Below are 25,816 nucleotides of genomic sequence, written 5' to 3'. Positions count from 1 at the left end.
CGACATTAGATGCCAGGTGAGCGCGTCCAATTAGGAACAACCTCCGCTGGTTGCCATGACACTTCCCGCGGCGCCTTCCATTCGCGGTGGCGTCACTGGGAGTTGCTCCAAAGTGTCATCCCTTCCCAGCCGACAGGGAATCCCATGTTTCCCTCCCGCGAGACGACGACGGTGCCGTCCGGGGCCCGGAGGTTGATGTCCAGCTTCTTCGCTTGCGTCTTGAACGACATGTGCCAATTCGTTCCGGCGACGTGAGTGCGAAGCATGAAGGCGAGGACTGCGGCGTAGATGTAGAGGCGCTGCCGCGGCTTGGGTGACGTTGTGAAGTTGTCGACGACAACGTGGTCGAGCATGTCGCCTTTGGTCTCATGGCTCTTCAGTGAGAGGGGGCGTTTGAAGGCTCTGTTGAACAATCGGGAGCCGTGTGCGCAGGTGTTGCGTAGGTCCGCCATCATCCACAGCACCGCGCCGAAGCGGCGAGGGTGCTCAAACCCGAACGCGCGCGCCACCTCCCGAGCGTCTTCTGTCTTCATCAGTTCGAAGAGAAATGGCAGCTTCCCAAAGCTAAGGGCCTCAGTGACAGCCCAGATCGGAACCGGCTGATCGGGATACTTCAGGAGGTGGTGAGCGATGAAGTCCTCGTCTTCAGCCGCGGCCTTGATGGCGGCGTCGCATGTCTCCATCCAGGCCTCGAACTTCGTGCCTTCCCTCGCCGGGCGGCTGCACATCCGTTCGTCGAGACAATCGATACGGGTATGGGCGGAAACGTCCCTGGCCGCGAGCGTGTGGGCGATCGCCGCGCGCACGCGGACTTCGAAATCCAGTAATCCCTCAAGGCAGACGCGCGCGAGCTTGGAGTCGAAGGCCTCGAGTTGAACGACGAGACCGAAGCTCGCACCTGCGATGTACTGATCGGAACGGAACTCGCGGAGTCTCGGATCGATTCGCTCGGGCGGGAGCAGATCCCGCAGAACGTATCGGTACGCCCCCGAGCGGAAGTAGCCAACTCGAGTCAAGAACTGCAGCGCAGCGTGTCGGTCTGGGACCTCGAGTCCACGTTCCGCGAGCTGATCCAACAGCTCGTCTCGCTCCTTGAACTCCTTTGTATAGTCCACGACTCAACGTATATCGCACAATGAAAATCGCCCCCTTGAGCCGAAGCTCAGAGGGGGGCGATGTCTGATATTCCAAAGCTAGCACAGTACGCCGACACGGGGCTGTGAAGGGCAGGACCGACGTCCCCAGTATGCGGGTCGGACGCGAGGGCTGAGCGATGGCGCGCGATCCTTCGGCCTCGGGCTTTTCGATGTTGAAGCTGAAGAAGTTCAGCCCGTCAAGAAACCATGTTGTCGCCGTGGTGCCGGGCGTCGATGGGGGCGAGCTGAAGGGTAAGGGCAACCGGTGCCCGACAGTCGAAGACCGGGGGTTGACGGCGGCCGCGGCGAGGTTTAACGTACAACCAAATGGTTGTAGACAGTGAACTCGATGACGCGGCGGTGGACCGGATCTTCCGAGCCCTCGCCGACGCCACGCGACGTGACATCCTGCGCCGCACCCTGGTCAGCGAGCAGACGGTGTCAGCGCTCGCCGCCGAGTACGACATGAGCTTCGCCGCCGTACAGAAGCACGTCGCCGTGCTGGAAACGGCCCGGCTCGTGATCAAGCGGGCCGAAGGAAGGGAGCGGCTCGTGAGTGCCGACCCGGAGACGATCGCGCGCGCCCGTCAGCTGCTCAGCGCCTACGAGTGGCTGTGGCGATCGCGCATCGACCGCCTCGACGACCTGCTGCGGGAATCCTGAACCGGATGCTGCGGCATCCACTCGTCCGAAGGAGAACGCCATGCCCGTCACATCCGTCACCACCGACCCCGAGGCCCTCACGATGACCCTCGTCGCCGACTTCCCGGTCGGCCCCGAGCGGCTGTGGAAGGCCTTCTCGGATCCCCGTCAGCTCGAGCGCTTCTGGGGGCCTCCCGGGTATCCTGCGACCTTCGACGCGTTCGACCTGACCCCGGGCGGTGTCGCCACGTACGCGATGATCGGTCCGCGCGGCGACGTCGCGCGCGGGCGATGGGAGTTCCTCTCGATCGATCCCACCAGCGGGTTCGAGGTGCTCGACGCCTTCGCCGACGAATCGGGTGCCCCCTCCGCCGACATGCCCACTTCGCGCATGCGGTTCGCGATCGCACCGACGGACAGCGGGTCACGTCTGACGATCCTGACGCACTTCCCCTCGGCCGAGGCGCTCGAGCAGCTGGCGGCCATGGGCATGGTCGAGGGTGCAGCCATGGCGATGAGCCAGCTGGACGCCGTGCTGCGCGACCTGGGCGAGTACGCCGCCGGGCGGGGCACCGAACTCGAAGTGCTCGACGACACCCACGTCCGCATCACGCGCGTCATCCAAGGGCCGCGCGAGCTCGTGTGGCGCGCGCACCACGACCCGGAGCTGTTGCGGAAGTGGATGCTCGGACCCGACGGGTGGACGATGCCGGTGGCCGAGGTCGACCCGAGCGTCGGCGGGCACTACCGGTACGAGTGGGAGCCCGCACCCGGCCAGCCGGGGGAGCGGTTCGGCTTCGAGGGCGAGACGCTGCTGTCGGATCCGCCCCGGCGCGCCGTGACCACCGAGCGCATGATCGGGATGCCCGGCGAGGGAACCGTCAACGACATGACGCTCTACGAGGAGGACGGCGTCACGCTGCTCACGGTGCTGATCGAGTACCCCGACAAGGAGACGCGCGACATGATCCTGGCCACCGGCATGGTCGACGGCATGGAGACCAGCTACGCCCGGCTGGAGTCGCTCGTCCTGGCCTGACGCGGCGCGATTCAGGAAGAACCGGCGGAGGAAGCGGCATCGCCGGGGTCCCCCGCAGGGGTGAGGCGGATCTCCATCGCGCGCGGGAGGCTCCGCTGCAGGCTGCTGCGTAGCGTGGGGACCATGAGTGACGAAGAGAAGTCGGAGTCCAAAGGTCCCGCGAAGGGCACCGGTGTCGGCGTCGGCGTCGCGTTGGGTCTCGCCGTGGGCGCGGCCCTCGGGATCGCGGCCGAGAACCTCGCGCTGTGGCTGGCCGTCGGCCTGGCCATAGGACTCGCCTTGGGTGCGGCATTCGACGCACGAAGCAGACGTCGCGAGTAAGACACGCACGCGAGGAATCGGCTGCTCCCCGCACGGGGAGCAGCCGATCCGCGTCCGCGGCTCAGTGCGTGCGGCGGCGGTACAGGCGCATCGCGAGGGCGAAGGCCACCACGAGGATGCCGAGGCACCACGCCAGCGCGATCCAGATGTCGGCACCGACCGGCTGCTGCGTGAACAGGTCGCGCATCGAGTTCACGATCGAGGTGACGGGCTGGTTGTCCGCGAACCAGCGGACGGGGCCCGGCATCGTGTCGGTCGGCACGAACGCGGAACTGATGAACGGCAGGAAGATGAGCGGGTAGGAGAACGCACTGGCGCCGTCCACCGTCTTCGCCGACAGCCCCGCGATCACCGCGACCCACGTCAGCGCGAGGGTGAACAGGACGAGCATGCCGGTCACGGCGAGCCACTCCAGCACGCCGGCGCCGGAACGGAAGCCCAGCAGCAGCGCGACCCCCACCACGAGCACGAGCGAGATGGTGTTCGCCACGAGGGAGGTCAGCACGTGCCCCCACAGCACGGCCGAGCGTGCGATGGGCATCGACTGGAAGCGCTCGAAGATCCCGCCCTGCATGTCCAGGAACAGCCGGTACGCCGTGTAGGCGATGCCGGAGGCGACGGTGATCAGGAGGATCCCGGGCAGCATGTAGTCGATGTAGGACTGCGAGCCGGAATCGATCGCCCCGCCGAAGACGTAGACGAACAGCAGCATGAGCGCGATGGGGGTCACCGCGGTGGTGATGATCGTGTCGGGGCTGCGCAGGATGTGACGCAGCGAGCGCCCGGTGAGCACGGCGGTGTCGCCGAAGAAGTGGGTGGTCATGGCGGTTCCTTACTCGTCTGCGTGGGATGCGGCGGATGGGTCGGATGCGGCGGGTGTGCCGGGAGAGGCGGGGCGGCTCGCGCCGCCGGTGATGGCGAGGAAGATCTCCTCGAGCGTGGGCTGCTTCTCGACGTACTCGACCGTCGCGGGGGGAAGCAGCGTCTTCAGCTGGGCGAGGGTGCCGTCGGCGATGATGCGGCCCTCGTGGAGGATCGCGATGCGGTCGGCCAGCTGCTCGGCCTCGTCGAGGTACTGCGTGGTCAGCAGCACGGTCGTGCCGCCGGCGGCGAGCTCGCGCACGGCGTGCCACACCTCGATGCGCGCCTCGGGGTCAAGACCCGTCGTCGGCTCATCCAGGAAGATGACCGACGGCGCGCCGATGAGGCTCATCGCGATGTCGAGCCGGCGGCGCATGCCGCCGGAGTAGGTCGCCGCCTTGCGTGCGCCCGCGTCGGTGAGGCGGAAACGCGCGAGCAGGTCGTCGGCGATGCGGCCGGGATCCGGCTGGTGGCGCAGCTGCGCCACCAGCACGAGGTTCTCCCGCCCCGTGAGCACCTCGTCGACGGCGGCGAACTGCCCCGTGAGGCTGATCGATTCGCGGACGCCGCGGGGATCGGCGAACACGTCGTGCCCGTCGACGACGGCGGATCCGGCGTCGGCAGAGAGCAGCGTGGAGAGGATCTTCACGATGGTGGTCTTACCGGCGCCGTTGGAGCCGAGCAGCGCGAAGATGCTGCCCCGGGCGACGTCGAGGTCGACGCCACGGAGGACGGATACGTCGGCGAAGGCCTTCTGGAGGTCTCGGACGCGGATGGCGGTGGTCATGGTCGTTCCTTTGCGGGATGAGCGTGGGGTGGGGGAGGGCGCGAAATGGGCGCACGAAGCCATCGCTCCGAGCCCGCCGAGGCGGGAGGGCGTGGTGGGAGGCGTGGTGGGGCGGGGCGCAGCCCCGGCGGATCAGGCGGTGTCGTGGTGTTCGGCGGCCTCGATCGCGCGCTCGAGGCGTGCCCGCTCCTTGCGGATCCAGCTGCCGCCGCCGTAGTTCTCCATGAACGTCTCGGCGAAGGACACGGGGTCACTCCCGACGACGTCGCGGATCGGCGTTCCGGCCGCCGCGCTCTGCTCGAGCAGGTCGCCGAGATCGTCGAGCATCGCGACGAGGCTCGAACCGCTGTCGCTGGGCCCCAGGTGCAGCAGGTAGCGCTCGAGCGCGGCGGCGGTCTGCCGGTACGGCTCGGGCAGGCGCTTCACGCGCGCCTTGTACGCCAGGTAGCGCTTCTTCTCGCCGAGATCGCCGATGATCTTCTCGTACCAGGCCATGTCACTCTCCTTCCGTGCGGAGCTGTTCCAGCCGTTCGGCGAGGAAGCTCCAGGTGGTCCAGAATTCGGCGAGCTTTTCCCGCCCTGCGGTGTTCAGCGTGTAGACCTTGCGCGGCGGGCCCTTCTCCGAGGGCACCTTCTCCACGTCGACCAGTCCGCGCTGCTCGATGCGCACGAGGAGCGCGTAGATCGTGCCCTCGGCGATGTCGGCGAAGCCGCGTTCGCGCAGCCCCGCCGTGATCTCGTACCCGTATGCGGGGCGCCGCGCGAGGACCGCGAGGACGATCCCCTCCAGCACGCCCTTGAGCATCTCCGTGTCCTGCTTGCCCATGAGATCCGCTCCTGCATATCAGTGTCACTAGGTACCACTACATAGTAAGACCGACTACCGGTAGATAGCAACACTGAATACCTCGCGATGTCAGGACCGCGTGAGGAAGCGCCCCCGCCCCGTATGGATTCCGTGAGGGTGCCCGTCCGGAGCATCCGCCGGGTGTTGCATCGGATCCCGTGGCCGCCCGCGTGGCCACCCGCGCCACAGCAGTCGCGCGGTCGCACCCGTTCAAGGAGCTCCCGTGCTCGATGTCGTCTATCTCACAGCAACGCTCGCGCTGTTCGCGCTGGTCGCGGTGGTCGCCCGGGGGGTGGAGCACCTGGGGCCCCGCGCCCGCGGCTCCGCCCGCGAAGCGGTGGGTGGGGAGGAGCGGGGATGATCGTCTTCTCGCTGCTGGCCACCGTGCTCGCCGTCGCCGCCGTGGTGTACCTCGTGGTCGCCCTCGTGCGGCCGGAGAGGTTCTGACGTGGACGCCGGCACAGCGTGGTCGCTCGCCCTGACCGCGGCGACCCTCATCCTCGCCCTCGCCCTCGCCTACCGGCCGGTGGGGGATTACATCGCCTCCATCTACACCGCGCGCAAAGACCTCGCGCCCGAGCGGATGACGTACCGCCTCATCGGTGTCGACCCCGCCGGCGCCCAGACGTGGCAGGCCTACCTGCGTTCGGTGCTGGCGTTCTCGGCGGTGGGCGTGCTGCTGGTGTACGGCCTTCTGCGGCTGCAGCAGTTCCTCCCCTACGCCCTCGGCATGCCCGCCCCCGGCGAGGCGCTGTCGTTCAACACCGCCGTCTCGTTCGTGACGAACACCAACTGGCAGTCGTATTCGGGCGAGGCGACCCTGGGCTACACCGTGCAGTTCGCCGCGCTCGCCGTGCAGAACTTCGTCTCCGCAGCGGTGGGCACCGCCGTCGCGATCGCCCTCGTGCGCGGCTTCGCCTCGCGCCGCGGCGGCGTGATCGGCAACTTCTGGGTCGACCTCATCCGCGGCACCTACCGCCTGCTCCTGCCGTTCTCCCTCGTCGCGGCCGTCGTGCTGCTGGCCGGCGGCGTCATCCAGAACTTCGCCGGGTTCACCGACGCCGCCACGCTGACCGGCGCCGCGCAGTCCATCCCCGGCGGCCCGGTCGCCTCGCAGGAGGCGATCAAGCTCCTCGGCACCAACGGCGGCGGGTTCTTCAACGTCAACTCCGCCCACCCGTTCGAGAACCCGACGCCGTGGACGAACCTCTTCCAGATCTTCCTCATGCTCGTCATCCCCTTCGCGATGCCGCGGGCCTTCGGCCGCATCGTCGGCGACAACCGCCAGGGCTACGCGATCCTCGGCGTCATGGCCGGCATCTTCGTCGCGTCCACCGCGATCCTCACGGCGCTGGAGACGGCGGGAGCCGGTGCCGCGCCGCAGTTGGCCGGCGGCTCGATGGAGGGCAAGGAGGTGCGCTTCGGCATCTTGGGATCGACGCTGTTCGGCAGCACGAGCACCCTCACCTCCACGGGGGCGGTCAACTCCATGCACGACAGCTACACGGCGCTGGGCGGCATGATGCCGATGATCAACATGATGCTGGGGGAGATCGCCCCGGGAGGCGTGGGATCGGGCCTGTACGGGATGCTGGTGCTCGCGATCATCGCCGTCTTCGTCGGCGGACTCCTCATCGGTCGCACGCCGGAGTACCTCGGCAAGAAGATCGGACCGCGTGAGATCAAGCTGGCGAGCCTGTACATCCTCGTCACCCCCACGCTCGTGCTCGCCGGAACGGCGCTGAGCTTCGCGATCCCCGGCATCCGGGCGGACGTGGAGTCGACGTCGATCTGGAATCCCGGCGTGCACGGGCTGAGCGAAGTGCTCTACGCGTTCACCTCCGCGGCCAACAACAACGGATCGGCGTTCGCCGGGCTCACCGCCAACACCCCGTGGCTGAACACCGCCCTGGGTGTGGCGATGCTGCTGGGCCGGTTCCTGCCGATCGTGTTCGTCCTCGCGCTGGCCGGTTCCCTCGCCGCGCAGGACACCGTGCCCGCCACCGCCGGAACCCTCCCCACGCACCGCCCGCAGTTCGCGGGCCTCCTGGCCGGTGTCGCCGTCATCATCACCGCTCTCACCTACTTCCCGGTCCTGACCCTGGGACCCCTCGCCGAAGGACTCGCCTGACATGTCCGCCACCTCGCTCACCTCGGATGCCCTGTCCGTCCAGGAGCCCGAACGTCCAACGCCTCACCGGAAGACGCCTCCGCCGGAGCGGAGCGCCTTCAGCGCAGCGCAGGTCGCCGGGGCCCTTCCCGGAGCGCTGCGCAAGCTCAACCCGGCGGCGCAGTGGCGCAACCCGGTCATGTTCCTGGTGTGGGTCGGCGCGGCCCTCACGACCCTCATCGCGATCGCCGAGCCCTTCCTCGGCGGCCCCGACTCCTCGGGAGGCGCGGAGGTGCCGTGGGGATTCACGTGGGGCATCGCGGTGTGGCTGTGGCTGACGGTGTTCTTCGCCAACGTCGCCGAGGCCGTCGCCGAAGGACGCGGCAAGGCGCAGGCCGCCACCCTCCGCCAGACCCGCACCACCACCACGGCGCACCGCGTCCCCGGATACGACGGGACGACGGATGCGGCGGCCCTCGCCGCCGAGCTCGACGAGGTGCCCTCCGGCGAACTCCGCGTGGGCGACGTGGTGGTCGTGACGGCGGGGCAGCTCATCCCCGGCGACGGCGACATCGTCCACGGCATCGCGACGGTCGACGAATCCGCCATCACGGGCGAATCGGCGCCGGTGGTGCGCGAGTCCGGCGGTGACCGCAGCGCCGTCACCGGCGGGACGCGCGTCCTGTCGGACCGGATCGTGGTGAGGATCACGTCCAAGCCCGGGGAGACCTTCGTCGACCGGATGATCGCGCTCGTGGAGGGCGCCTCGCGTCAGCGGACGCCCAACGAGATCGCGCTGAACATCCTGCTGGCAAGCCTCTCGATCGTCTTCGTGATCGTCGTGTTGGTGATGAACCCGATCGCCTCCTACGCCGCATCCCCCGTGTCGATCCCGGTGCTCGTCGCGCTGCTGGTGTGCCTGATCCCCACCACGATCGGCGCGCTGCTGTCGGCCATCGGCATCGCCGGCATGGACCGGCTGGTCCAGCGCAATGTCCTGGCGATGTCCGGCCGCGCCGTCGAAGCCGCCGGCGACGTCACGACGCTGCTCCTGGACAAGACCGGCACCATCACCTACGGCAACCGGCGCGCGAGCGAGTTCGTGCCCATGCCGGGCGCGGACGCCCGGGCGGTGGCCGAGGCGGCGTCCCTGTCGTCGCTGGCGGATCCCACCCCGGAGGGCACCTCGGTGGTCGAGCTGGCCGCCGCCCAGGGAGTCGTGGCCGACATGCCGGCGGATGCGATCGCCGTGCCGTTCACGGCGCAGACGCGCATGAGCGGTGTCGACCTGCCCGACGGCACGCAGGTCCGAAAGGGCGCCGCATCCGCCGTGCTCGCGTGGCTGGAGACGGAGACCTCCGGCGTCGCCGCGCAGGTGCGTGCGCACGTGTCCGGCGAAGCCGACGCGATCGCGCAGTCGGGCGGAACGCCCCTCGTCGTCGCGGTCCTCCGCCCCACCCCGGAGGGACCGCAGGGCGAGGTGCTGGGGGTCATCCACCTCAAGGACATCGTCAAGGACGGCCTGCGCGAACGCTTCGCCGAACTGCGGGCGATGGGGATCCGCACCGTCATGATCACCGGCGACAACCCCCTCACCGCCAAGGCCATCGCCGCCGAGGCGGGGGTGGACGACTACCTCGCCGAGGCCACGCCGGAGGACAAGCTCGCCCTCATCATGCGCGAGCAGGAGGGCGGCAACCTCGTCGCGATGACCGGCGACGGCACGAATGACGCTCCCGCGCTGGCCCAGGCCGACGTCGGGGTCGCGATGAACACCGGCACGTCGGCGGCGAAGGAGGCCGGCAACATGGTCGACCTCGACTCCGACCCGACGAAGCTCATCGACATCGTCCGCATCGGCAAGCAGCTGCTGATCACCCGCGGTGCGCTCACGACGTTCTCGCTCGCCAACGACATCGCGAAGTACTTCGCGATCATCCCGGCGATGTTCATGGGCGTCTTCCCGGGCCTGGCGGCGCTGAACATCATGCAGCTGTCCTCGCCGGCGTCTGCGGTGACCAGCGCCATCATCTTCAACGCGATCGTGATCATCGCCCTGATCCCGCTCGCCCTGCGCGGCGTGGCCTACCGGGCGGCCGGAGCCTCGAGCATCCTCAGCCGCAATCTGCTCGTCTACGGGATCGGCGGCGTGCTCGTCCCCTTTCTCGGCATCAAGCTCATCGACCTCGTCGTGAGCCTCATCCCCGGCTTCTAGGAGCAACCCATGACCACCGCACGCACCTCCCTGCGCACCACCGGCGTCGCCGTCCGCGCGATGCTCGTCCTCACCGCCGTCCTCGGCGTCGGCTACGTGCTCCTCATCACCGCTGTCGGGCAGCTCGCCCTTCCGCATCAGGCCAACGGCTCGCTCGTGCGCGACGGCGACGGCGTCGTGGTCGGATCCGAGCTGATCGGGCAGGGGTGGACGGATGCCGAGGGCGCCCCCCTTCCGGAGTACTTCCAGTCCCGCCCCTCCGCCGCCGGGGACGGGTACGACGGCGCTGCCTCGAGCGGCTCGAACCTCGGTCCCGAGAACGACGACCTCGTCGCCGCGATCGAGGAGCGACGCTCCGCGATCGCGGACGGCGACGGCGTCGCACCGGGAGACATCCCCGCCGACGCGGTGACGGCGTCGGGGTCGGGCCTGGACCCCGACATCAGCGCCGAGTACGCCGCGCTGCAGGCCGACCGCGTCGCCGCGGCCCGCGGCATCCCCACCGGCGAGGTTCAGGAGCTCGTCCGCGCGCACGTGCAGCAGCGCGACCTGGGCTTCCTCGGCGAGGAGCGCGTGAACGTGCTGGAGCTGAACCGGGCGCTGGACGCGCTGCAGGACTGAGAGAATCCCGCCATGACCTCCCGTGCATCCTCCGCCGGCCGCCCCCCGGATGCGGACCCTCTCGCCGCGGCGGGAGCGACGGCGTGAAGCGCGGACGCCTGCGGGTGCTGCTGGGGGCGGCGCCGGGCGTCGGCAAGACGTACGAGATGCTCCAGGAGGGGCGGCGCCTGCGGGACGAGGGTCGTGACGTCGTGATCGCGGTCGTCGAGACGCACGGTCGTGCCGCCACGGCCGCGCAGGCGGAGGGGCTCCCCCTCGTGCCGCGCCGCAGCGTCGAGCACCGCGGCGTGACTCTGGCGGAGATGGACCTGGAGGCGGTGCTGGCGCGACACCCCGACCTCGCGCTGGTGGACGAACTGGCGCACACCAACGCGCCCGGATCGCGCAACACCCAGCGGTGGGCCGACGTCGAAGAGCTCCTCGCGGCCGGCATCGACGTCATCACCACCGTCAACGTGCAGCACATCGCCTCCCTCAACGACGTCGTCCAGCGCATCACCGGCGTCGTGCAGCGGGAGACCGTTCCCGACGGCGTGGTGCGCCGCGCGGATCAGATCGAGGTCGTCGACGTCGCCCCGCAGGCGCTGCGCGACCGCCTGTCGGCCGGCGTCGTGTATCCCGCCGAGCGGATCGACGCGGCGCTGTCGAACTACTTCCGGCTGGGCAACCTCACGGCTCTGCGCGAACTCGCCCTGCTGTGGCTGGCCGACGAGGTCGACAGCGCCCTGCGCTCCTACCGCGCGGATCACGGCATCGAGGGCTCGTGGCAGGCGCGCGAACGCGTCGTGGTCGCCCTCACCGGTGGCCGAGAAGGCGAGACCCTCCTGCGCCGGGGCGCGCGGATCGCGGCCCGGTCGGCCGGCGGCGAGCTGCTGGCGGTGCACGTATCCAGTCAGGACGGGCTCGCAGGCGCCGCCCCCGGCGACCTGGCCGCCCAGCGCGCCCTCGTGGAATCGCTCGGCGGCACCTACCACCAGGTGGTCGGCGACGACGTCGCGCGAACCCTCGTGGACTTCGCACGCTCGGTCAACGCGTCGCAGCTGGTGATCGGCGTGAGCCGTCGCGGTCGCCTGGCCGCAGCCCTCACCGGCCCCGGGATCGGCGCGACCGTCATCCGCGAATCCGGCGACATCGACGTGCACATCGTCACGCACGCCGCCGCGGGCGGGCACCTGACCCTGCCGCGCCTGCGCGGCGGGGCGCTCAGCGTGAAGCGCCGCATCCTCGGATTCCTCCTCGCGCTGGCCGGCGGACCGCTCCTGTCGTGGTTGCTGTACGTCACCGACGGACCCGACTCCCTCACCTCCGACGTGCTCGCCTACCAGCTGCTCGTCGTGATCGTCGCGCTCGTGGGCGGCATCTGGCCCGCCGTCTTCGCGGCGCTGCTGTCGGGTCTCACCCTGGATTTCCTCTTCATCGACCCGCTGTTCACGGTCGAGATCTCCGACCCCGCGCACGCGCTGTCGATCGTGCTGTACATCGTGATCGCGATCCTCGTGAGCCTGGTCGTCGACCAGGCGGCCCGGCGTGCCCGCTCGGCGCGGCGGGCGCTGGCCGAATCCGAGCTGCTGGCGACGGTGGCCGGAAGCGTCCTGCGCGGCGAGAGCGCGGTCCCGGCGATGGTCACGCGGGTGCGGGAGGCCTTCGGGTTCGCGGGCGTGCGTCTCCTCGCCGCCGACGGAACGGTGCTCGCGACCGACGGCGAACCAGTGCGCGATGACCGTGCCGTCCGCCTGCCCGTGGGACCCGACGGCGAGGCGCGTGCGACGCTGGAGCTGCACGGCGCAGAGCTCGACGCATCCGGCCGCCGGCTGCTGGATGTCATCGTCGCGCAGCTGGGCGCGGCGCTGGAGCGCACCGACCTCGCCGAGACCGCGCGGGAAGTGGGTGTCCTGGCCGCGACGGATCAGGTGCGCAGCGCGCTGCTGTCCGCCGTCAGCCATGACCTCCGCCGGCCCCTCGCGGCCGCCGTCGCGGCCGTGGGCGGACTGCGCGCGGCCGGCGGGCGGCTCACCGGCGATGACCGGGACGAGCTGCTCGCCACCGCGGACGAGAGCCTGGCCACCCTGTCGGGGCTGGTCACCGATCTGCTGGACGTCAGCCGCGTGCAGGCCGGCGTGCTGGCCGTGTCGCTCGCGCCGGTGGATGCCGCCGATGTCATCCTCGCCGCCGTAGAGGAGCTGCACCTCGGTCCCGACCAGGTCGACCTCGCGCTGGACCCCGAGCTTCCCGCCGTCACCGCCGACCCCGTCCTGCTGCAACGTGTGCTCGTGAACCTCCTCGCCAACGCGCACCGGCACGCTCCGGAGGGCGCCCGCGCGCGCGTGGCCACGAGCCGGCTGGGCGGAACGGTCGAGATCCGCGTGGTCGACACCGGAGCCGGCGTCCCGACCGAACGTCAGGGCGACATCTTCGCCCCGTTCCAGCGGCTCGGCGACACCGACAACACCGCGGGACTGGGTCTCGGGCTCGCACTTTCGCGCGGATTCACCGAGGGCATGGGCGGCACGCTCACCCCCGAGCACACACCGGGCGGGGGGCTCACGATGGTCGTGGCGCTGCCGGCGGCGGGCGCGGGGGAGGATGGGCCTCGATGAAGATCCTCCTCGCCGACGACGATCCGCAGCTGGTGCGGGCGCTGCGGATCACGCTCGCCGCGCACGGGTACGACGTCGTCACCGCCCCCGACGGCGCCGCCGCCGTCACGCTGGCCGCCCAGGAGCACCCCGACATCGTGGTGCTGGACCTCGGGATGCCGCGGCTGGACGGCGTGCGCGTCATCCAGGCCCTGCGCGGGTGGAGCGAGGCGCCCATCCTCGTCGTGTCGGGCCGCACCGGCTCGGCCGACAAGGTGGAGGCCCTCGACGCGGGCGCCGACGACTACGTCACCAAGCCGTTCCAGATCGATGAGCTGCTCGCGCGACTGCGCGCGCTCTCGCGGCGGACGGCCGCCGCATCCGCCGAACCCATCGTGCGGTTCGGCGACGTCGTCGTCGACCTCGCCGCCCGCGCCGTCACGCGAGCAGGTTCCCCCGTGCACTTGACCCCGACCGAGTGGCGGATGCTGGAGTTCCTCGCCCGCCACCCCGGCACGCTCGTGACGCGCCAGACGCTGCTGAAGGAACTGTGGGGCAGTGAGCAGGTGTCCGACTCCGGCTACCTGCGGCTGTACGTGTCGCAGCTGCGGAAGAAGCTGGAAGCCGATCCGGCCCAGCCGCAGCATCTCCTCACCGAACAGGGGATGGGCTACCGGCTCGTCGCGGACTGATCCGGGAGTGCCGAGCCGATCGGCCGCCGGCGGGCGTCAGGGCGATGCACCGAATCCCTGATTCCGTCTAGATTCGATCGATGATCCTCCGCCGTCCAGCGCCGCCTCGCCTCGCGCCCGGGCTCCGATCGCGGTGGTCCGTCGCCGCGTACGGCGCCGTCCCGTTCGCCGTCGCCCTTCTCGCGGTCTGGTGGGGCATCCGTGCCCTCCCGTCCGGATCGGTCGACCTCGTCCTCCCCGGTCGCCCCGCGCGCGCGGTGGATCTGGGGCCCGTGCCGGCGGAGGCCTATGTCGCCACAGCGGCCCTCCTGGCCTTCGCGGCGGTCGTGTGGGTGGTCGGGGCCGTCGCGTGGGACGCGGTGCCGGCGTGGTGGGTCGCCGGGATCCCGATCGTGCTCACCTTCGCGTGGACGGCGACGCTGCTGGGATGGATCATCGCGCAGGGCACGGACGACGGCGGTCGCGTCGTCCTCGCCCTCGTGGTCACGGCGATGTTCACGCTCTTGGCCGCGGTGGTGGGCACGCTCTCGTGGCGAACGATCCAGGGACGCGTCTGACCCCGACGGCGTCAGGGCCCGGCGGGGTGCCGGCTCTCAGGCCAGGAACTCCCGCGCGGCCACGACGAGGTTCTCCACGCCGCGGCTCAGGGTGGGCTGGAGCACCGGCGCGTAGAACGGCGAGTGGTTCGTCGGGATGTCGCGCTCGAGGGTCCCGGCGGCGGCGGCCTCGGCGTACGCCAGCGGGTCGACCCCGCCCCAGAACCAGAACACCAGGGGCGCGCCGGCGTCCCGCGCGAACCACGAGACGTCCTCGCTGCCGGTGAACATGCCCGGATCCACGACGCTGCCCTCGCCGAAATGGCGCTCGAAGGCGGACGTGACGCGCGCCGTGGCCTCGTCGTCGTTGATCGTGGGCGGCAGCGTGTGGTCGGTCGAGATGGTGGGGGTCTGCTCCGCCCCGGATGCCATCGCCTCGGCCCGCACGATCCGCTCCACCTTCTCCAGCACGCGGTCGCGGGCGTCGTCGTCGGGGTAGCGCAGGCTCAGCTCGAGCTTCGCCTCCGCCGGGATGATGTTGTTCTTCAGCCCGGCGTGGATGGAGCCGACGGTCACGACCGCGACGTCGCGCGGGTCGGTCTCGCGGGAGACGATCGTCTGCAGCCGCATGACGGTGGCCGCCGCCATCACGACGGGGTCGATCGTGGACTGCGGGCGCGACCCGTGTCCGCCGCGGCCGTGCAGGACGACGCTCAGACCGTCCGACGCCGCCATCTGCGTGCCGGGGCGCACGCCGACCACGCCGGCCGGCAGCGGGGTGACGTGCTGGCCGAGCACGATGTCGGGTCTCGGATACCGCTCGAGCACGCCGTCGGTGATCATGGCGCGCGACCCGGCGCCGTACTCCTCGGCGGGCTGGAAGACGGCCACGACCGTGCCCGACCACTCCTCGCGGGTCGCGACGAGGCGCTCCACGGCCCCGAGCAGCGCCGCCACGTGCATGTCGTGACCGCACGCGTGCATCACCGGGACCTCCGCGCCGGAGGGATCCACGCCGCGGGCGGTGCTGGCGTAATCGAGCCCCGTGTGCTCCTCGACGGGGAGGGCGTCCATGTCGGCCCGCAGCCACACGACCGGGCCATCGCCGGGCGCAGCGCCGTGCACCACGGTCACGACACCCGTGCGGCCGACGCCTTCCTCCACCTCGAGGCCGAGCTCGGTGAGATGCCGCACGATGACCCCCGCCGTCCGCGTCTCCTGGAACGACAGCTCGGGATGGCGGTGCAGGTCGCGGTACAGGCTCTCCAGATCGATGCTCATGCGTCGAGCCTAGACGCGGGCCCTCCGGCGGCGCGGACGACGGTCCGGCTCAGCGCAGCCGCGCCGTGGTGCCGCGGACGACGAGCTCGAAGGGCAGCCGCGCCGTCGGCTGCGGGGCCGACGCCGGCCCCTCCAGTTCGGCGAGGATCGCGTCGGCGGCCTGCTCACCCTGGGCGGTGGGGAACTGGTCGATCGTGGTGAGACGGAAGAACCCGCCCAGCTCGTGCCCGTCGATGCCGATCACCGACAGATCCTCGGGCACGCGGTAGCCGAGCTCGCGCGCGGCCAGGACGGCGCCGATGGCCATCTCGTCGGAGGCCGCGAAGATCGCGGTGGGTCGTTCGCCGGGGCGCCCCAGCAGCTGCTTGGCGGCGCGGAACCCGCCCTCGATCGTGAAGTCGGCCGGCTCGTACAGCGCCGGCAGAGCCGGGATCCCCGCATCCGCCAGCGCCTGCTCGAACCCCTGCCGGCGCTGGGTGGGGATGTGGAAGTCGATGTCGAACTCGGGGGTCGCGCCGATGTGGGCGATGCGGGTGTGCCCGAGGGAGAGCAGGTGCTGGGTCGCCAGGCGCGCCACGGCGACGTCGTCGACGGTCAGCGTCGTCAGCTGCGGGTTGGGCCCGCCGATCGCGATCACGGGAATGCCGAGGTCGTGCAGGCGCTGGGACTCCTCCCCGCCGAGGGCGATGGAGATCGCGATGACGCCGTCGATCCGCCGGCGGCGCAGAAACGTCTCGAACACCGTGCGGCGCTCGCCCGGGTCGTCGGTGACGCTGTAGAGGGTGATGTCGTACCCGCGCCGCATGAGCGCGGCGGAGATGCCGGCGAGCACCGTGCTGAAGAACCAGCGGTCCAGGAACGGCACCAGCACGCCGATGTTGCGCGTGCGGCCCGACGCGAGGCTCGATGCCGAGGCGGACACGACGTACCCGAGGCGGTCGGCGGCGTCGAGCACGCGCGTGCGCGTCGCGTCGGACACGTGGCCGCGGCCGCTGAGGGCACGCGAGACCGTCGCCGTGGACACGCCGGCCACGCGCGCGACCTCGTCGATGCTCACCATGTCGACCGCCTCCGCGGCGCTCCCGCGGATCAGTCCGCCGCGATCCAGACCGTCGTGTCGACCGGCACGCCCTCGGGTGCGAGCGGACCGCTCGCGGCCACCACCGTGCCGTGCGGGAGCGGCACCGTGGCGCCGTCGACGTTCGCGACGACCGTCAGGCCGTTGTTGCGGAACGCCACGACGCCGTCCCCGAAGCCGTCCAGCCACTCCAGGGCGCCGGCACCGAGCCCTCGGGCGCGGCGCTCGGCGAGCAGCGTGCGGTACAGCGACAGGGTCGACTCCGGGTCCGCCGCCTGCACCTCCCGGGCCAGCTCCCGCCACTGCGCGGGCTGGGGGAGCCAGCTCTCGCCGGTGTGGCTGAAGCCGAAGGCGGGGGCGGAAGGACTCCACGGCAGTGGCACGCGGCATCCGTCGCGTCCGTAGCGCTCGCCCTGGGTGCGGAACCACGTCGGGTCCTGACGCGCGTCGTCGGGCAGGTCGATGGCTTCGGGCAGGCCCAGCTCCTCGCCCTGGTAGACGTAGGCGGAGCCGGGGAGGGCGAGCATGAGCGCCGTCGCGGCGCGTGCGCGGCGCAGGCCCACCTCGGGGATCGGCTGGCCCGGGGAGGCCGGGCCGATGCCGTGTCCCTGGGGGTTCTCCGCCGTCAGCGCGAGCCGCGAGGCGTGGCGGACCACGTCGTGGTTGGACAGCACCCACGTGCTGGGTGCGCCCACCGCGGAGTAGGCCGCGAGCGATTCGGCGATGACGGCACGCAGCTTCGCGGCATCCCACTCGGTCTCGAGGTATTCGAAGTTGAACGCCTGGTGCATCTCGTCCGGCCGCACCCACAGGGCGGTCTTCGCGATGCTCGGCAGCCACGCTTCGGCGCACAGTGCCCGGTCGCCGTCGTACTCCGCGAGCAGTTCGTGCCAGTCGCGGTAGATCTCGTGCACTTCCGGCTGGCCCCAGTACGGCACCGAGCCCTCGTCGCCGCCCATGGAGCCGGCGTCCGGATTCGGGGTGTAGTCGGGCAGGCCCTCCTGCTTGACCAGCCCGTGGGCGACGTCGACGCGGAAACCGTCCACGCCGCGGTCGAGCCAGAAGCGCAGGATGCGGCGGAACTCCTCCCGCACCTCCTCGTTGGACCAGTCGAAGTCGGGCTGGGAGGTGTCGAACAGGTGCAGGTACCACTGCCCCGGCGTCCCGTCGGCTTCGGTGACGCGCGTCCAGGCCGGCCCGCCGAACACGGATTCCCAGTTGTTCGGGGGCAGTTCGCCGTGCTCGCCCGTGCCGTCGCGGAACATGTAGCGCGCCCGCTCGCGGCTCCCAGGGCCTGCGGCCAGGGCGGCCTGGAACCACTCGTGCTGGTCGGAGGAGTGGTTGGGCACGAGGTCGACGATGATGCGGATGCCGCGATCGTGTGCGCCGGCGAGGAGGTCGTCGAAGTCGGCGAGCGTGCCGAAGAGGGGGTCGACGTCGCAGTAGTCGGAGACGTCGTAGCCGGCGTCCTTCTGCGGAGAGCGCTGGAAGGGGCTCAGCCAGATCGCGTCGATCCCCAGCTCGCGCAGGTCGTCCAGGTGCGCCGTCACGCCGGGCAGGTCGCCCACGCCGTCGCCGGATTCGTCCGCGAAGGAGCGGGGGTAGATCTGATAGATGACCGCCGTGCGCCACCACTCCGACCCGGGGGCGGCTGCGGCCGCGTGCTGCGTCTCCTGCTGCGTCGAAGTCATGGCGTCCAGGGTAGTGCAAACGCTTACATCAGTGGTGGGAACGCTCAGGATCCGGCCGGTAGGGTGGCCTGGTGTCCGACCTCGCGCGTGCCGAAAGCCTGATCGGCAGCATCCCCGACTATCCCGAACCGGGCGTGATCTTCCGCGACATCACGCCGCTGCTGGCCGACGCCGCCGCGCTGCGCACGAGCATCGACGCCCTCATCGCCCCCTTCGCCGACGAATTCGACGTGGTCGCCGGAATCGAGGCGCGCGGGTTCCTCCTCGCCGGCGCCGCAGCGATCGCCGCGGGCGCGGGGCTGGTGCCGATCCGCAAGGCCGGGAAGCTGCCCCGGCCCGCCGCATCCGTCTCCTACGCACTGGAGTACGGCACCGCCGAGATCGAGATGCACGACGACATCGCCCCCGGCACGCGCGTGCTGCTGATGGATGACGTGCTCGCCACCGGCGGCACCATCGCCGCCGCGCGCGAGCTCGTCACCGGCCTCGGCGGCACCGTCGTGGGCACCGCGGTGCTGCTGGAGATCGACGCCCTCCGAGGGCGCGACGCACTGGGCGACGCTCCGCTGCACGCCCTCTTCCACATCTGACCCGCCGCTCCCGGCCGCCGCTCACGGCCGCTACGCCCCTGTCGCTCTTGCGCAGAACTCAGGAGATCCGGCCTTTCTCGGCCGCTGTCACCGGTGTCGGAGTCGGTATCTCCTGAGTTCTGCGCGCTCCGCTGCGCGCCGGGTGCGCCCGGCCAGGGCGCGACCCGAGGTGCGGCGCCCGGTCCGTGCGCCGGGTGCTCCGCCGGGTCGGCGACCGGGCGGCGGCATCCAGTCGCGCAGAACTCAGGAGATCCGGCCGTTCCGGGCTGCTGTCACCGGTGTCGGAGTCGGTATCTCCTGAGTTCTGCGCGCGCGGCTCGCCCGACCGTGGGCGGCTAGGCCAGGATGCCGCCGCCGAGGTTCACCGGACTGCCCTCGATGTTGCCGACGATGCCGCGGATCACCCCCGTGCCGTCCTCGCGCCGCAGGCCGTCGTACCAGGCCTGGGTCGCGGCGGGATCGAACGCGTGCGTCTCGTGCGCGCGCTTGCGGGCCCGCAGGACGAGGTCGCCGGCCCGCGTCGAGCGGATGTCCTGGTATCGGCGCAGCGAATCCTCGATGCCGAGGGTGTTGGTGGCGAAGACGATGCCCAGCGCGAAGCTGTCCTCCAGCGCCGAGCACGCCCCCTGCCCGATGTCGGGCGTGGTGTTGTGGGCCGCATCCCCGAGGATCGCCACCCGCCCCCGCACCCACGTGTGGAACGGGTCGATGTCCCAGATCTCGACGCGATTGAGGGATGCGGCGGGGTCGATGGCGTCCAGGAGCGCCCGCACACCGGGTGCCCCCCATCCGCCGAACGCGGCCTCCAGCGGGGCTTTGCCGTCGGCGGCGCGGTCGTAGGGGAGCCCGGCGGGCTGCGGCACGTCGACGAAGAAGTAGAACCGGTCGCCGGCGACGGGCATCACGGCGCAGCGCTTGCCCTCGGCGACGTAGGTCGTCCACTGGTCGGCGGGGCCGATGCGCTCGTCGATGGGGACGAGGCCGTTGAAGTTCGTGTACCCCGAGTAGGTGCGCTCGGGGCGGCTGGCCGCATCCGCCGTGACGTAGTCGCGCGTGAACGAGCGGGCTCCGTCGGCGCCGATGAGGAGGTCGGCGGTGTCGGTCGAGCCGTCGGCGAAGGTCGCCGTGACGGTGGTGCCGTCGTCCTGGATGCCTGTCAGCCGCATGCCCAGTCGGATGCGGTCGAGCCCGACTGCATCCATCAGCAGTGCCTGCAGGTCGGCGCGCGCGACGGGGTAGGGGCGCTGACCGGTCTGGGTCGTGACGGGGTCGAGGCTGAAGCGGCACATCTGCTCGCCGGTGTGCCCGTCGTAGTACGCCATCAGGTCCATGCGGCCACCGAGGGCGGCCACCGCGTCGCCGAGGCCCAGCCAGTTGAGCACCTTGACGCCGTTGGACCACAGCGACAGCGCCGCACCGACCGGCTTGTTCTCGCGCATCTGGTCGTAGACGACGACGTCGTGACCGAGGCGCTGGAGGGCGAGCGCGGCGCTCGTGCCGCCGACGCCGGCGCCGATGACGAGAACCTTCATGATCCGCGGTAGGTGGAGTAGGCGAACGGGCTCAGCAGCAGCGGCACGTGCAGGTGCCGCCCACTGTCGTCGACGGTGAAGGTCACCGTGACGGAGGGATGGAAGCTCGCCGTCCCCCGCGCGGCGAAGTAGTCGCCCGTGCGGAACGTGAGGCTGTACTCGCCGGGTTCCAGCCGGTCGGGGCCGAGGGCGAGGCGTCCGTCGGAGTCGGTCGCGCCGTGGGCCAGCGGCGTCGCGGCGGCGGCGAGGGTGACGGCGATCCCGGCGGCGGGCTCACCGCACACGGAGTCCAGGACGTGCGTGGTGAGGTGGGTCACTCGGCCTCCTCGGGCGCGCTGTCGGTGGCGAGGGCCGTCCGCAGGCGCAGCAGCGCGATCTCGGCCAGCTGCGCGGTGGCCTCGGCGGCCTCGACATCGGCCGGGTTGCCCAGGCGCCGCTGCAGTTCGCACAGCATCTCCGACGGTGTCCGCCCGGCGGCGCGGATGAGGAAGACCCGGCCGAACCGCTCCTCATAGGCCGCATTCCCCGCGGCCAGGGCGGCGGCGACCTCGTCGGGTGCGGCGGCCATGGACGCCTGCTCCCGCCGGGATGCCGCGGCCTCCGCGCCCGTGCCGGTCACGCGTGCGCCGATCCGCGGGTGGTGCGCGAGCGCGGCCTCCAGGTCGGCGGGCGCCCACGTGGAGGCGAGCGCACCGGCGTAGGCGGCGAGGGCGTCGACGGAGGCGTACGGGCGGCCCGCGACCACGGCATCCACCCATCCCGGCACGTCGGCCCACACCCGCACGACGCTCGCGGCCTCATCCGGATCGGCGGCGTTGAACTCTTCCAGCTCCATGCCGGTCACGGTAGCGCGGCCGCGTTTCCGGCTCGTGACGCGACGCGGGGGAGAGGAAACCACGGAACACGCGCACGAGATGTTGCCCTGGGTAACATCCGGGAAATGCGGAAACCGTACGGTGGCGCCATGACCACCCCCTCCTCGGTCTCGGCCGCCCGCGTGTACCTCGACGGCGCGTTCGTGCCGGCGACCGTCCGCATCGCCGGGGGCGTGATCGCGGCGGTGGATGCGTTCGACCCGGATGCCGACATCGTGCTCCCCGATACGCACGTTCTCCTTCCCGGCCTGGTCGACTCGCACGTGCACCTCAACGAGCCCGGCCGCACGGAATGGGAGGGGTTCGCGACGGGCACCGCGGCCGCGGCCGCCGCCGGTGTCACGACGATCCTCGACATGCCGCTCAACAGCATCCCGGTCACCACGACGCCTGCCGCCCTCGCCGCCAAGCGGGCCGCGACGGCCGGTCAGCTCGCCGTCGATGTGGGGTTCTGGGGCGGCGCCGTGCCGGAGAACCTCGGGTCGCTCGCGGCACTGGATGCGGCGGGCGTGGTCGGCTTCAAGTGCTTCCTGTCGCCGTCGGGCATCGACGAGTTCGGTCATCTCGACGCCGACCAGCTGGAGGCCGCCCTCACCGAGATCGCCGAGCTCGGCAGCATCCTCATCGTGCACGCGGAAGACCCCGCGCACCTGAGCGCCGACGGTCCGCTCGGCACCGACTACACCGCGTTCGAGGCGTCGCGCCCGGCCGCCGGCGAACGTGCGGCCATCCGCACCGTCATCGACGCGTCGCGGCGCACGCGCGGGCGCGCCCACATCGTGCACGTGTCGGACGGGGGAGCGCTCGCCGACGTGCGCGCCGCCAAGGCCGAGGGCGTGCCGCTGACGGTCGAGACGTGCCCCCACTACCTGACGCTGACGGCGGATGAGGTGCCCGACGGCGCCGCGGAGTTCAAGTGCTGCCCGCCGATCCGCGACGCCGCGAACCGCGACCTGCTGTGGGAGGGGGTGCTGGACGGCACGGTCGACGCGATCGTGAGCGACCACTCGCCCGCCACCCCGGCGCTGAAGGCCTCGCCCGACTTCGGACTCGCGTGGGGCGGAATCTCGGGCCTGCAGACCGGCTTCTCCGCGGTGTGGACCGAGGCCCGCCGCCGCGGCATCCCGCTCGAGCGCATCCTCCCGCTGTTCACGACCGGCCCGGCCCGCATCGGCGGGCTGGGCGGGGCGGGGCGGATCCAGGCCGGCGAGTCCGCGCATCTGGTCGCGTTCGATCCGGACGCGGCGCACACGGTGCGCGCGGGGGAGCTGGAGTACCGCAACAAGATGTCGCCGTGGGACGGGCGCAGCCTGCACGGGGTCGTGGCCGAAACGTGGGTGCACGGGATCCCGGCCTACCGCCGGGGCGAGGGTGTCATCGCCCGCGCCGGCCGGGAGATCCTGGCTGAGCCGGCCGCGCTGGCCGGATGGGGGAGTGACCGATGACGGCGCCCGATCTCGCCGCGCCGGGTACCGCCGCCACCCCCGCCGTCCCGATCCTGCAGCCGGGCATCGGCATCGAGCCGGGAGCGCGCTACCTGCCGTCCACGCCGGAGACGGTCCTGTGGGGCAGGCTGCCGTGCGCGACCGATGCCGCCGTCCTCACCATCGCGACGGGTGAGACCGTGACGATCGACACCGTGAGCCACGAGGGCATCCTCGATGACCAGGGCAAGGACCCGGTGGCGTTCTTCGCGCGGCACGGGGTCGCCGCATCCGACGTCCTCGACGATGCCGTGGCGATCGCTGCGACCGTGCCGAGGGATGCGGCGGCCGACGGCCCGCACGTGGTGACCGGGCCGATCCGCATCGACGGCGCGCGCCCGGGCGACCTGCTGAAGATCACCGTCGAGCAGCTGGTGCCCCGCGTGCCGTACGGCGTCATCTCCAACCGGCACGGCAAGGGCGCGCTCGTGGGGGAGCTGCCGCGCACGCCCGGCACCGTCAGCGTCTTCGCCGCCGTCGAGGAGCGCGACGGGCGGCTGTTCGGCACGCTCCCGGTCACCGACGGCGGCGAGCGGATCGTCGCCTTCCCGCTCGCGCCGTTCCTCGGCACGATGGGCGTCGCCGTGGCCGGCGGCGAACGGCCGCACTCCGTGCCGCCGGGCGAGCACGGCGGCAACATCGACATCAACCTGCTCGTGGAAGGCGCCGTGCTGTACCTGCCGGTCCAGGTCGAGGGCGCCCTCGCGTACGTGGGCGATCCGCACTTCGCGCAGGGCGACGGCGAGGTCGCGCTCACGGCGCTGGAGGCGTCGCTGCGCGCGACGCTGCGCTTCGACGTCGTGCCGCGCCCGGAGGCGCTCGCCGAGTTCGGCGAGATCACCGGACCCCTCATCCGCACCGACGCGTATCTCGTGCCGACGGGGATGGACATCGACCTCGACGAGGCCATGCGCCGCTGCGTCCGCGCGGCCCTGTCGCTTCTCCAGGCCCGATGGGGGCTGGACGAGCACCTCGCCTACGCCTACCTGAGCGCAGCCACCGACTTCGACATCTCGCAGGTCGTCGACATCATCAGCGGCGTGCACGCCCGCATCCGCGTCGCCGACTTCGCCGCTGTCGCGCGTCCGGCCGCTCTCCCCGAATCAGGAGAATCACCCGGATCAGGAGCATCCGGCCGAAATCGGCCTGATCTCGGCAGATCTCCTGAATCCAGCGGCGCGACCGGGACGGAGACGCGATGACAGGTGCGGAGATGACGGATGCGGCGGGGAACGGTGCGGCGATGACGGATGCGGCAGAGCCGGGGAGCGGGGCGGATGCGGCCATTCCCGACGACCTGCGGGCCGCCTTCGAGGCGTACGAGCGTGCGGTGGTCGAGAACGACCTTGACGTGCTCGACGCGTCCTTCGCGCCCGGCCCCGACGTGCTGCGCGGTGACGGGGCGGGTCTGCTCGTCGGGCACGACGCCATCCGCGCGTTCCGGTCGCGGCGCGGGGGCGTCGCGCGGCGCACGATCGACAGCATCCAGTACCGGCCCCTGGGCGAGGACACCGCGCTGCTGGTGTCGGTCTCGCGGTACGCCGGCGGCGGGAGCGGCCTGCAGACTCAGGTGTGGCAGCGCATCGACGGGCGGTGGCTCATCACCGCCGCCCACGTGACCCCGCGCGCGCAGGCGTTCGACCGATCGGTGTGGCGGAGCGTGGGCGACCCGTTCTTCCAAGGCGCGTGGGAGGGGCCGCTGGCCGGCCTCACGGTGGCCGTGAAAGACCTGTTCGCCGTCAAGGGATTCCGCATCGGCGCGGGCAATCCGACCTACCTGGAAGAGGCACGGCCGGAGACCACGACGGCGCCGGCCGTATCCGACCTGCTGCGCGGCGGAGCATCCCTGCGCGGCATCGCGCGCACCGACGAGTTCGCGTACTCGATCGCCGGCGATAATCCGCACTACGGCACTCCGCCCAACGGGGCCGTCCCCGGTGCGCTGCCGGGCGGGTCCTCGAACGGCCCCGCCTCGGCGGTGGCCACCGGGCAGGCCGAGATCGGGCTGGCCACCGACACGGCCGGATCGATCCGGGTGCCGGCGTCGTACCAGGGCCTGTGGGGCCTGCGCACGACGCACGGACTCGTCCCGCGTCAGGGCCTCCTGCCCCTCGCGCAGACCTTCGACACCGTCGGCTGGCTCACGCGCGACGGTGAGACGCTGCAGCGCGTCGTGGACTGGTGCCTGAGCTACGACGGCTCGGAGTCGACCGAGAGCGTCTTCGGCGCCTCGGGTGACGATCTGCCATGGCGCTTCGTCGTGCCCGCCGACCTGCGCGCGCAGGCGGAACCCGCCACGCGCAGCGCGTTCGACGCCCTCGTCGCGGCGCTGGGGGAGACGGCGGATGCGCCGGAGGTGACGCCCGCGGACGCCGGCGACCTCGGCGCCATCCTCGACGCCTTCCGCACCGTGCAGGGCGCGGAGGCATGGCGCAACCACGGCGAGTGGCTCCGCGCGCACCCGGGTGCCCTCGGCCCCGCGGTGGCCGAACGCTTCCGCGTCGCCGCCGCCGTCGACCCCGCGGCCGAAGCCGCGGCGCGCGAGGCCGTCACCGCCCTGCGCGGGCGGCTGACCGATCTCGTCCGCGGCGCCGTGCTGCTGTTCCCTACCGCCCCCGGACCCGCCCCGCTGCGCACAGCGGATGCGGCGGCCGTCGACGCGGCCCGTGCGGCGACCCTGCGGATGACGGCACCCGCCGCCGTCGCGGGCCTGCCGGCGATCTCCGTGCCGCTGCTGACGGTGCCCTCCCCGGTCGGTGAGGCGCCCGTCGGGGTCTCGCTCGTGTCGGCGCCGGGCACCGACATCGCGCTCGTGCGCCTGGCCCGCCGCCTCGCCCGAGCCCTCTCCTGACCCCGCCGCCCGCCCCGACCGGCCGACATCACTCCCGCCTCCCCGCCACCT

26 protein-coding genes are annotated in these 25,816 nt (G+C 71.6%); 15 read left to right on the top strand and 11 right to left on the bottom strand.

Translation table 11 applies throughout. From position 1 onward, the window contains the following. Window positions 1-92 precede the first annotated feature (92 nt). Window positions 93-1,115 carry an Abi family protein gene (locus tag E4V99_RS06055; protein ID WP_135116679.1) on the bottom strand — a complete coding sequence of 341 codons (1,023 nt, stop codon included), beginning with the start codon at window positions 1,113-1,115 and terminating at the stop codon, window positions 93-95. A 348-nt stretch (window positions 1,116-1,463) separates the two neighbouring features. On the opposite strand from E4V99_RS06055, the gene E4V99_RS06050 reads away from it, so the two are divergent. The 3 genes from E4V99_RS06050 (at window position 1,464) to E4V99_RS06040 (ending at window position 3,138) form a co-directional block, all read left to right on the top strand. Beyond that, window positions 1,464-1,799 (top strand): metalloregulator ArsR/SmtB family transcription factor, encoded by a 336-nt coding sequence (locus E4V99_RS06050; protein WP_135116678.1) that lies wholly within the window; start codon window positions 1,464-1,466, stop codon window positions 1,797-1,799. 40 nt (window positions 1,800-1,839) lie between these two features. Continuing rightward, window positions 1,840-2,817, top strand: a complete 978-nt coding sequence (locus E4V99_RS06045; protein WP_135116677.1) for an SRPBCC family protein — start codon at window positions 1,840-1,842, stop codon at window positions 2,815-2,817. A 123-nt stretch (window positions 2,818-2,940) separates the two neighbouring features. After that, window positions 2,941-3,138, top strand: a complete 198-nt coding sequence (locus E4V99_RS06040) for a hypothetical protein (protein WP_135116676.1) — start codon at window positions 2,941-2,943, stop codon at window positions 3,136-3,138. Between the two features lie 61 nt (window positions 3,139-3,199). On the opposite strand, the gene E4V99_RS06035 is transcribed toward E4V99_RS06040, so the two are convergent. The 4 genes from E4V99_RS06035 to E4V99_RS06020 all read right to left on the bottom strand — a co-directional run bounded on the left by E4V99_RS06035 (window position 3,200) and on the right by E4V99_RS06020 (window position 5,612). Then, window positions 3,200-3,961 (bottom strand): ABC transporter permease, encoded by a 762-nt coding sequence (locus E4V99_RS06035; protein WP_135116675.1) that lies wholly within the window; start codon window positions 3,959-3,961, stop codon window positions 3,200-3,202. Window positions 3,962-3,970: 9 nt separating this feature from the next. Further along, on the bottom strand, window positions 3,971-4,786 hold the full coding sequence (locus E4V99_RS06030) for an ATP-binding cassette domain-containing protein (RefSeq protein ID WP_135116674.1): 816 nt from the start codon (window positions 4,784-4,786) through the stop codon (window positions 3,971-3,973). A gap of 132 nt (window positions 4,787-4,918) precedes the next feature. Beyond that, window positions 4,919-5,281, bottom strand: coding sequence for a DUF1048 domain-containing protein (locus E4V99_RS06025; protein ID WP_135116673.1), 363 nt, complete (start codon window positions 5,279-5,281; stop codon window positions 4,919-4,921). A gap of 1 nt (window position 5,282) precedes the next feature. After that, on the bottom strand, window positions 5,283-5,612 hold the full coding sequence (locus tag E4V99_RS06020; protein ID WP_135116672.1) for a PadR family transcriptional regulator: 330 nt from the start codon (window positions 5,610-5,612) through the stop codon (window positions 5,283-5,285). Between the two features lie 244 nt (window positions 5,613-5,856). Between E4V99_RS06020 and E4V99_RS18435 the strand changes: the two genes are divergently transcribed. The 8 genes from E4V99_RS18435 (at window position 5,857) to E4V99_RS05985 (ending at window position 14,404) form a co-directional block, all read left to right on the top strand. Next, a complete protein-coding gene (locus E4V99_RS18435; protein WP_167758084.1) occupies window positions 5,857-5,994 on the top strand; it encodes a hypothetical protein in 138 nt (45 codons plus the stop codon). Beyond that, window positions 5,991-6,080, top strand: coding sequence for a K(+)-transporting ATPase subunit F (gene kdpF, locus E4V99_RS06015; RefSeq protein WP_135062510.1), 90 nt, complete (start codon window positions 5,991-5,993; stop codon window positions 6,078-6,080). The genes E4V99_RS18435 and kdpF overlap by 4 nt, the downstream gene beginning before the upstream one ends. A gap of 1 nt (window position 6,081) precedes the next feature. Further along, window positions 6,082-7,764, top strand: coding sequence for a potassium-transporting ATPase subunit KdpA (gene kdpA / locus E4V99_RS06010; protein WP_135116671.1), 1,683 nt, complete (start codon window positions 6,082-6,084; stop codon window positions 7,762-7,764). 1 nt (window position 7,765) lies between these two features. After that, on the top strand, window positions 7,766-9,958 hold the full coding sequence (gene kdpB / locus E4V99_RS06005) for a potassium-transporting ATPase subunit KdpB (protein WP_135116670.1): 2,193 nt from the start codon (window positions 7,766-7,768) through the stop codon (window positions 9,956-9,958). A 9-nt stretch (window positions 9,959-9,967) separates the two neighbouring features. Further along, window positions 9,968-10,579 (top strand): potassium-transporting ATPase subunit KdpC, encoded by a 612-nt coding sequence (gene kdpC, locus E4V99_RS06000; RefSeq protein ID WP_135062516.1) that lies wholly within the window; start codon window positions 9,968-9,970, stop codon window positions 10,577-10,579. Window positions 10,580-10,662: 83 nt separating this feature from the next. Continuing rightward, complete coding sequence (locus tag E4V99_RS05995; RefSeq protein WP_135062518.1) at window positions 10,663-13,176, top strand: DUF4118 domain-containing protein; 2,514 nt, start codon at window positions 10,663-10,665, stop codon at window positions 13,174-13,176. After that, window positions 13,173-13,847 carry a response regulator transcription factor gene (locus E4V99_RS05990; RefSeq protein ID WP_135062520.1) on the top strand — a complete coding sequence of 225 codons (675 nt, stop codon included), beginning with the start codon at window positions 13,173-13,175 and terminating at the stop codon, window positions 13,845-13,847. Before E4V99_RS05995 ends, E4V99_RS05990 begins: the two co-directional genes overlap by 4 nt. A gap of 80 nt (window positions 13,848-13,927) precedes the next feature. Further along, a complete protein-coding gene (locus tag E4V99_RS05985) occupies window positions 13,928-14,404 on the top strand; it encodes a hypothetical protein (RefSeq protein WP_135062522.1) in 477 nt (158 codons plus the stop codon). A 36-nt stretch (window positions 14,405-14,440) separates the two neighbouring features. On the opposite strand, the gene E4V99_RS05980 is transcribed toward E4V99_RS05985, so the two are convergent. From E4V99_RS05980 to E4V99_RS05970, 3 genes are read right to left on the bottom strand one after another with little or no spacing between them, the layout of a single operon-like run. Next, window positions 14,441-15,664: an amidohydrolase gene (locus E4V99_RS05980; RefSeq protein ID WP_135062524.1), complete on the bottom strand. Its 1,224-nt coding sequence runs from the start codon at window positions 15,662-15,664 to the stop codon at window positions 14,441-14,443. Window positions 15,665-15,713: 49 nt separating this feature from the next. After that, window positions 15,714-16,724 carry a LacI family DNA-binding transcriptional regulator gene (locus E4V99_RS05975; RefSeq protein WP_135062526.1) on the bottom strand — a complete coding sequence of 337 codons (1,011 nt, stop codon included), beginning with the start codon at window positions 16,722-16,724 and terminating at the stop codon, window positions 15,714-15,716. A 29-nt stretch (window positions 16,725-16,753) separates the two neighbouring features. Then, entirely contained in the window at window positions 16,754-18,433 is a 1,680-nt protein-coding gene (locus E4V99_RS05970; protein WP_135062528.1) for a glycoside hydrolase family 13 protein, read from the bottom strand. Between the two features lie 68 nt (window positions 18,434-18,501). Between E4V99_RS05970 and E4V99_RS05965 the strand changes: the two genes are divergently transcribed. Then, window positions 18,502-19,023, top strand: coding sequence for an adenine phosphoribosyltransferase (locus E4V99_RS05965; protein WP_135116669.1), 522 nt, complete (start codon window positions 18,502-18,504; stop codon window positions 19,021-19,023). Window positions 19,024-19,358: 335 nt separating this feature from the next. Here E4V99_RS05965 and hpxO read toward each other — a convergent pair whose 3' ends face one another. From hpxO to uraD, 3 genes are read right to left on the bottom strand one after another with little or no spacing between them, the layout of a single operon-like run. Continuing rightward, the gene (gene hpxO / locus E4V99_RS05960; protein ID WP_135116668.1) at window positions 19,359-20,555 is read right to left on the bottom strand and encodes an FAD-dependent urate hydroxylase HpxO; all 1,197 of its coding nucleotides are present in this window, start codon (window positions 20,553-20,555) and stop codon (window positions 19,359-19,361) included. Beyond that, complete coding sequence (uraH, locus tag E4V99_RS05955; protein WP_135116667.1) at window positions 20,552-20,872, bottom strand: hydroxyisourate hydrolase; 321 nt, start codon at window positions 20,870-20,872, stop codon at window positions 20,552-20,554. The genes hpxO and uraH overlap by 4 nt, the downstream gene beginning before the upstream one ends. After that, window positions 20,869-21,390, bottom strand: a complete 522-nt coding sequence (gene uraD / locus E4V99_RS05950; protein WP_135116666.1) for a 2-oxo-4-hydroxy-4-carboxy-5-ureidoimidazoline decarboxylase — start codon at window positions 21,388-21,390, stop codon at window positions 20,869-20,871. Before uraD ends, uraH begins: the two co-directional genes overlap by 4 nt. Before the next feature lie 129 nt (window positions 21,391-21,519). Between uraD and allB the strand changes: the two genes are divergently transcribed. From allB to E4V99_RS05935, 3 genes are read left to right on the top strand one after another with little or no spacing between them, the layout of a single operon-like run. Next, window positions 21,520-22,875: an allantoinase AllB gene (allB, locus tag E4V99_RS05945; RefSeq protein WP_135116665.1), complete on the top strand. Its 1,356-nt coding sequence runs from the start codon at window positions 21,520-21,522 to the stop codon at window positions 22,873-22,875. After that, on the top strand, window positions 22,872-24,116 hold the full coding sequence (locus E4V99_RS05940; RefSeq protein ID WP_135116664.1) for an acetamidase/formamidase family protein: 1,245 nt from the start codon (window positions 22,872-22,874) through the stop codon (window positions 24,114-24,116). The genes allB and E4V99_RS05940 overlap by 4 nt, the downstream gene beginning before the upstream one ends. Next, window positions 24,113-25,765 carry an AtzH-like domain-containing protein gene (locus tag E4V99_RS05935; protein WP_245233126.1) on the top strand — a complete coding sequence of 551 codons (1,653 nt, stop codon included), beginning with the start codon at window positions 24,113-24,115 and terminating at the stop codon, window positions 25,763-25,765. The genes E4V99_RS05940 and E4V99_RS05935 overlap by 4 nt, the downstream gene beginning before the upstream one ends. Window positions 25,766-25,816: the final 51 nt, after the last annotated feature.

It is taken from the genome of Microbacterium sp. dk485, from assembly GCF_004570445.1.
GTDB lineage: Bacteria > Actinomycetota > Actinomycetes > Actinomycetales > Microbacteriaceae > Microbacterium > Microbacterium wangchenii.
The sequence above is the reverse complement of the archived record's forward strand: the minus strand, read 5'-3'. Positions and strand labels throughout refer to the sequence as shown.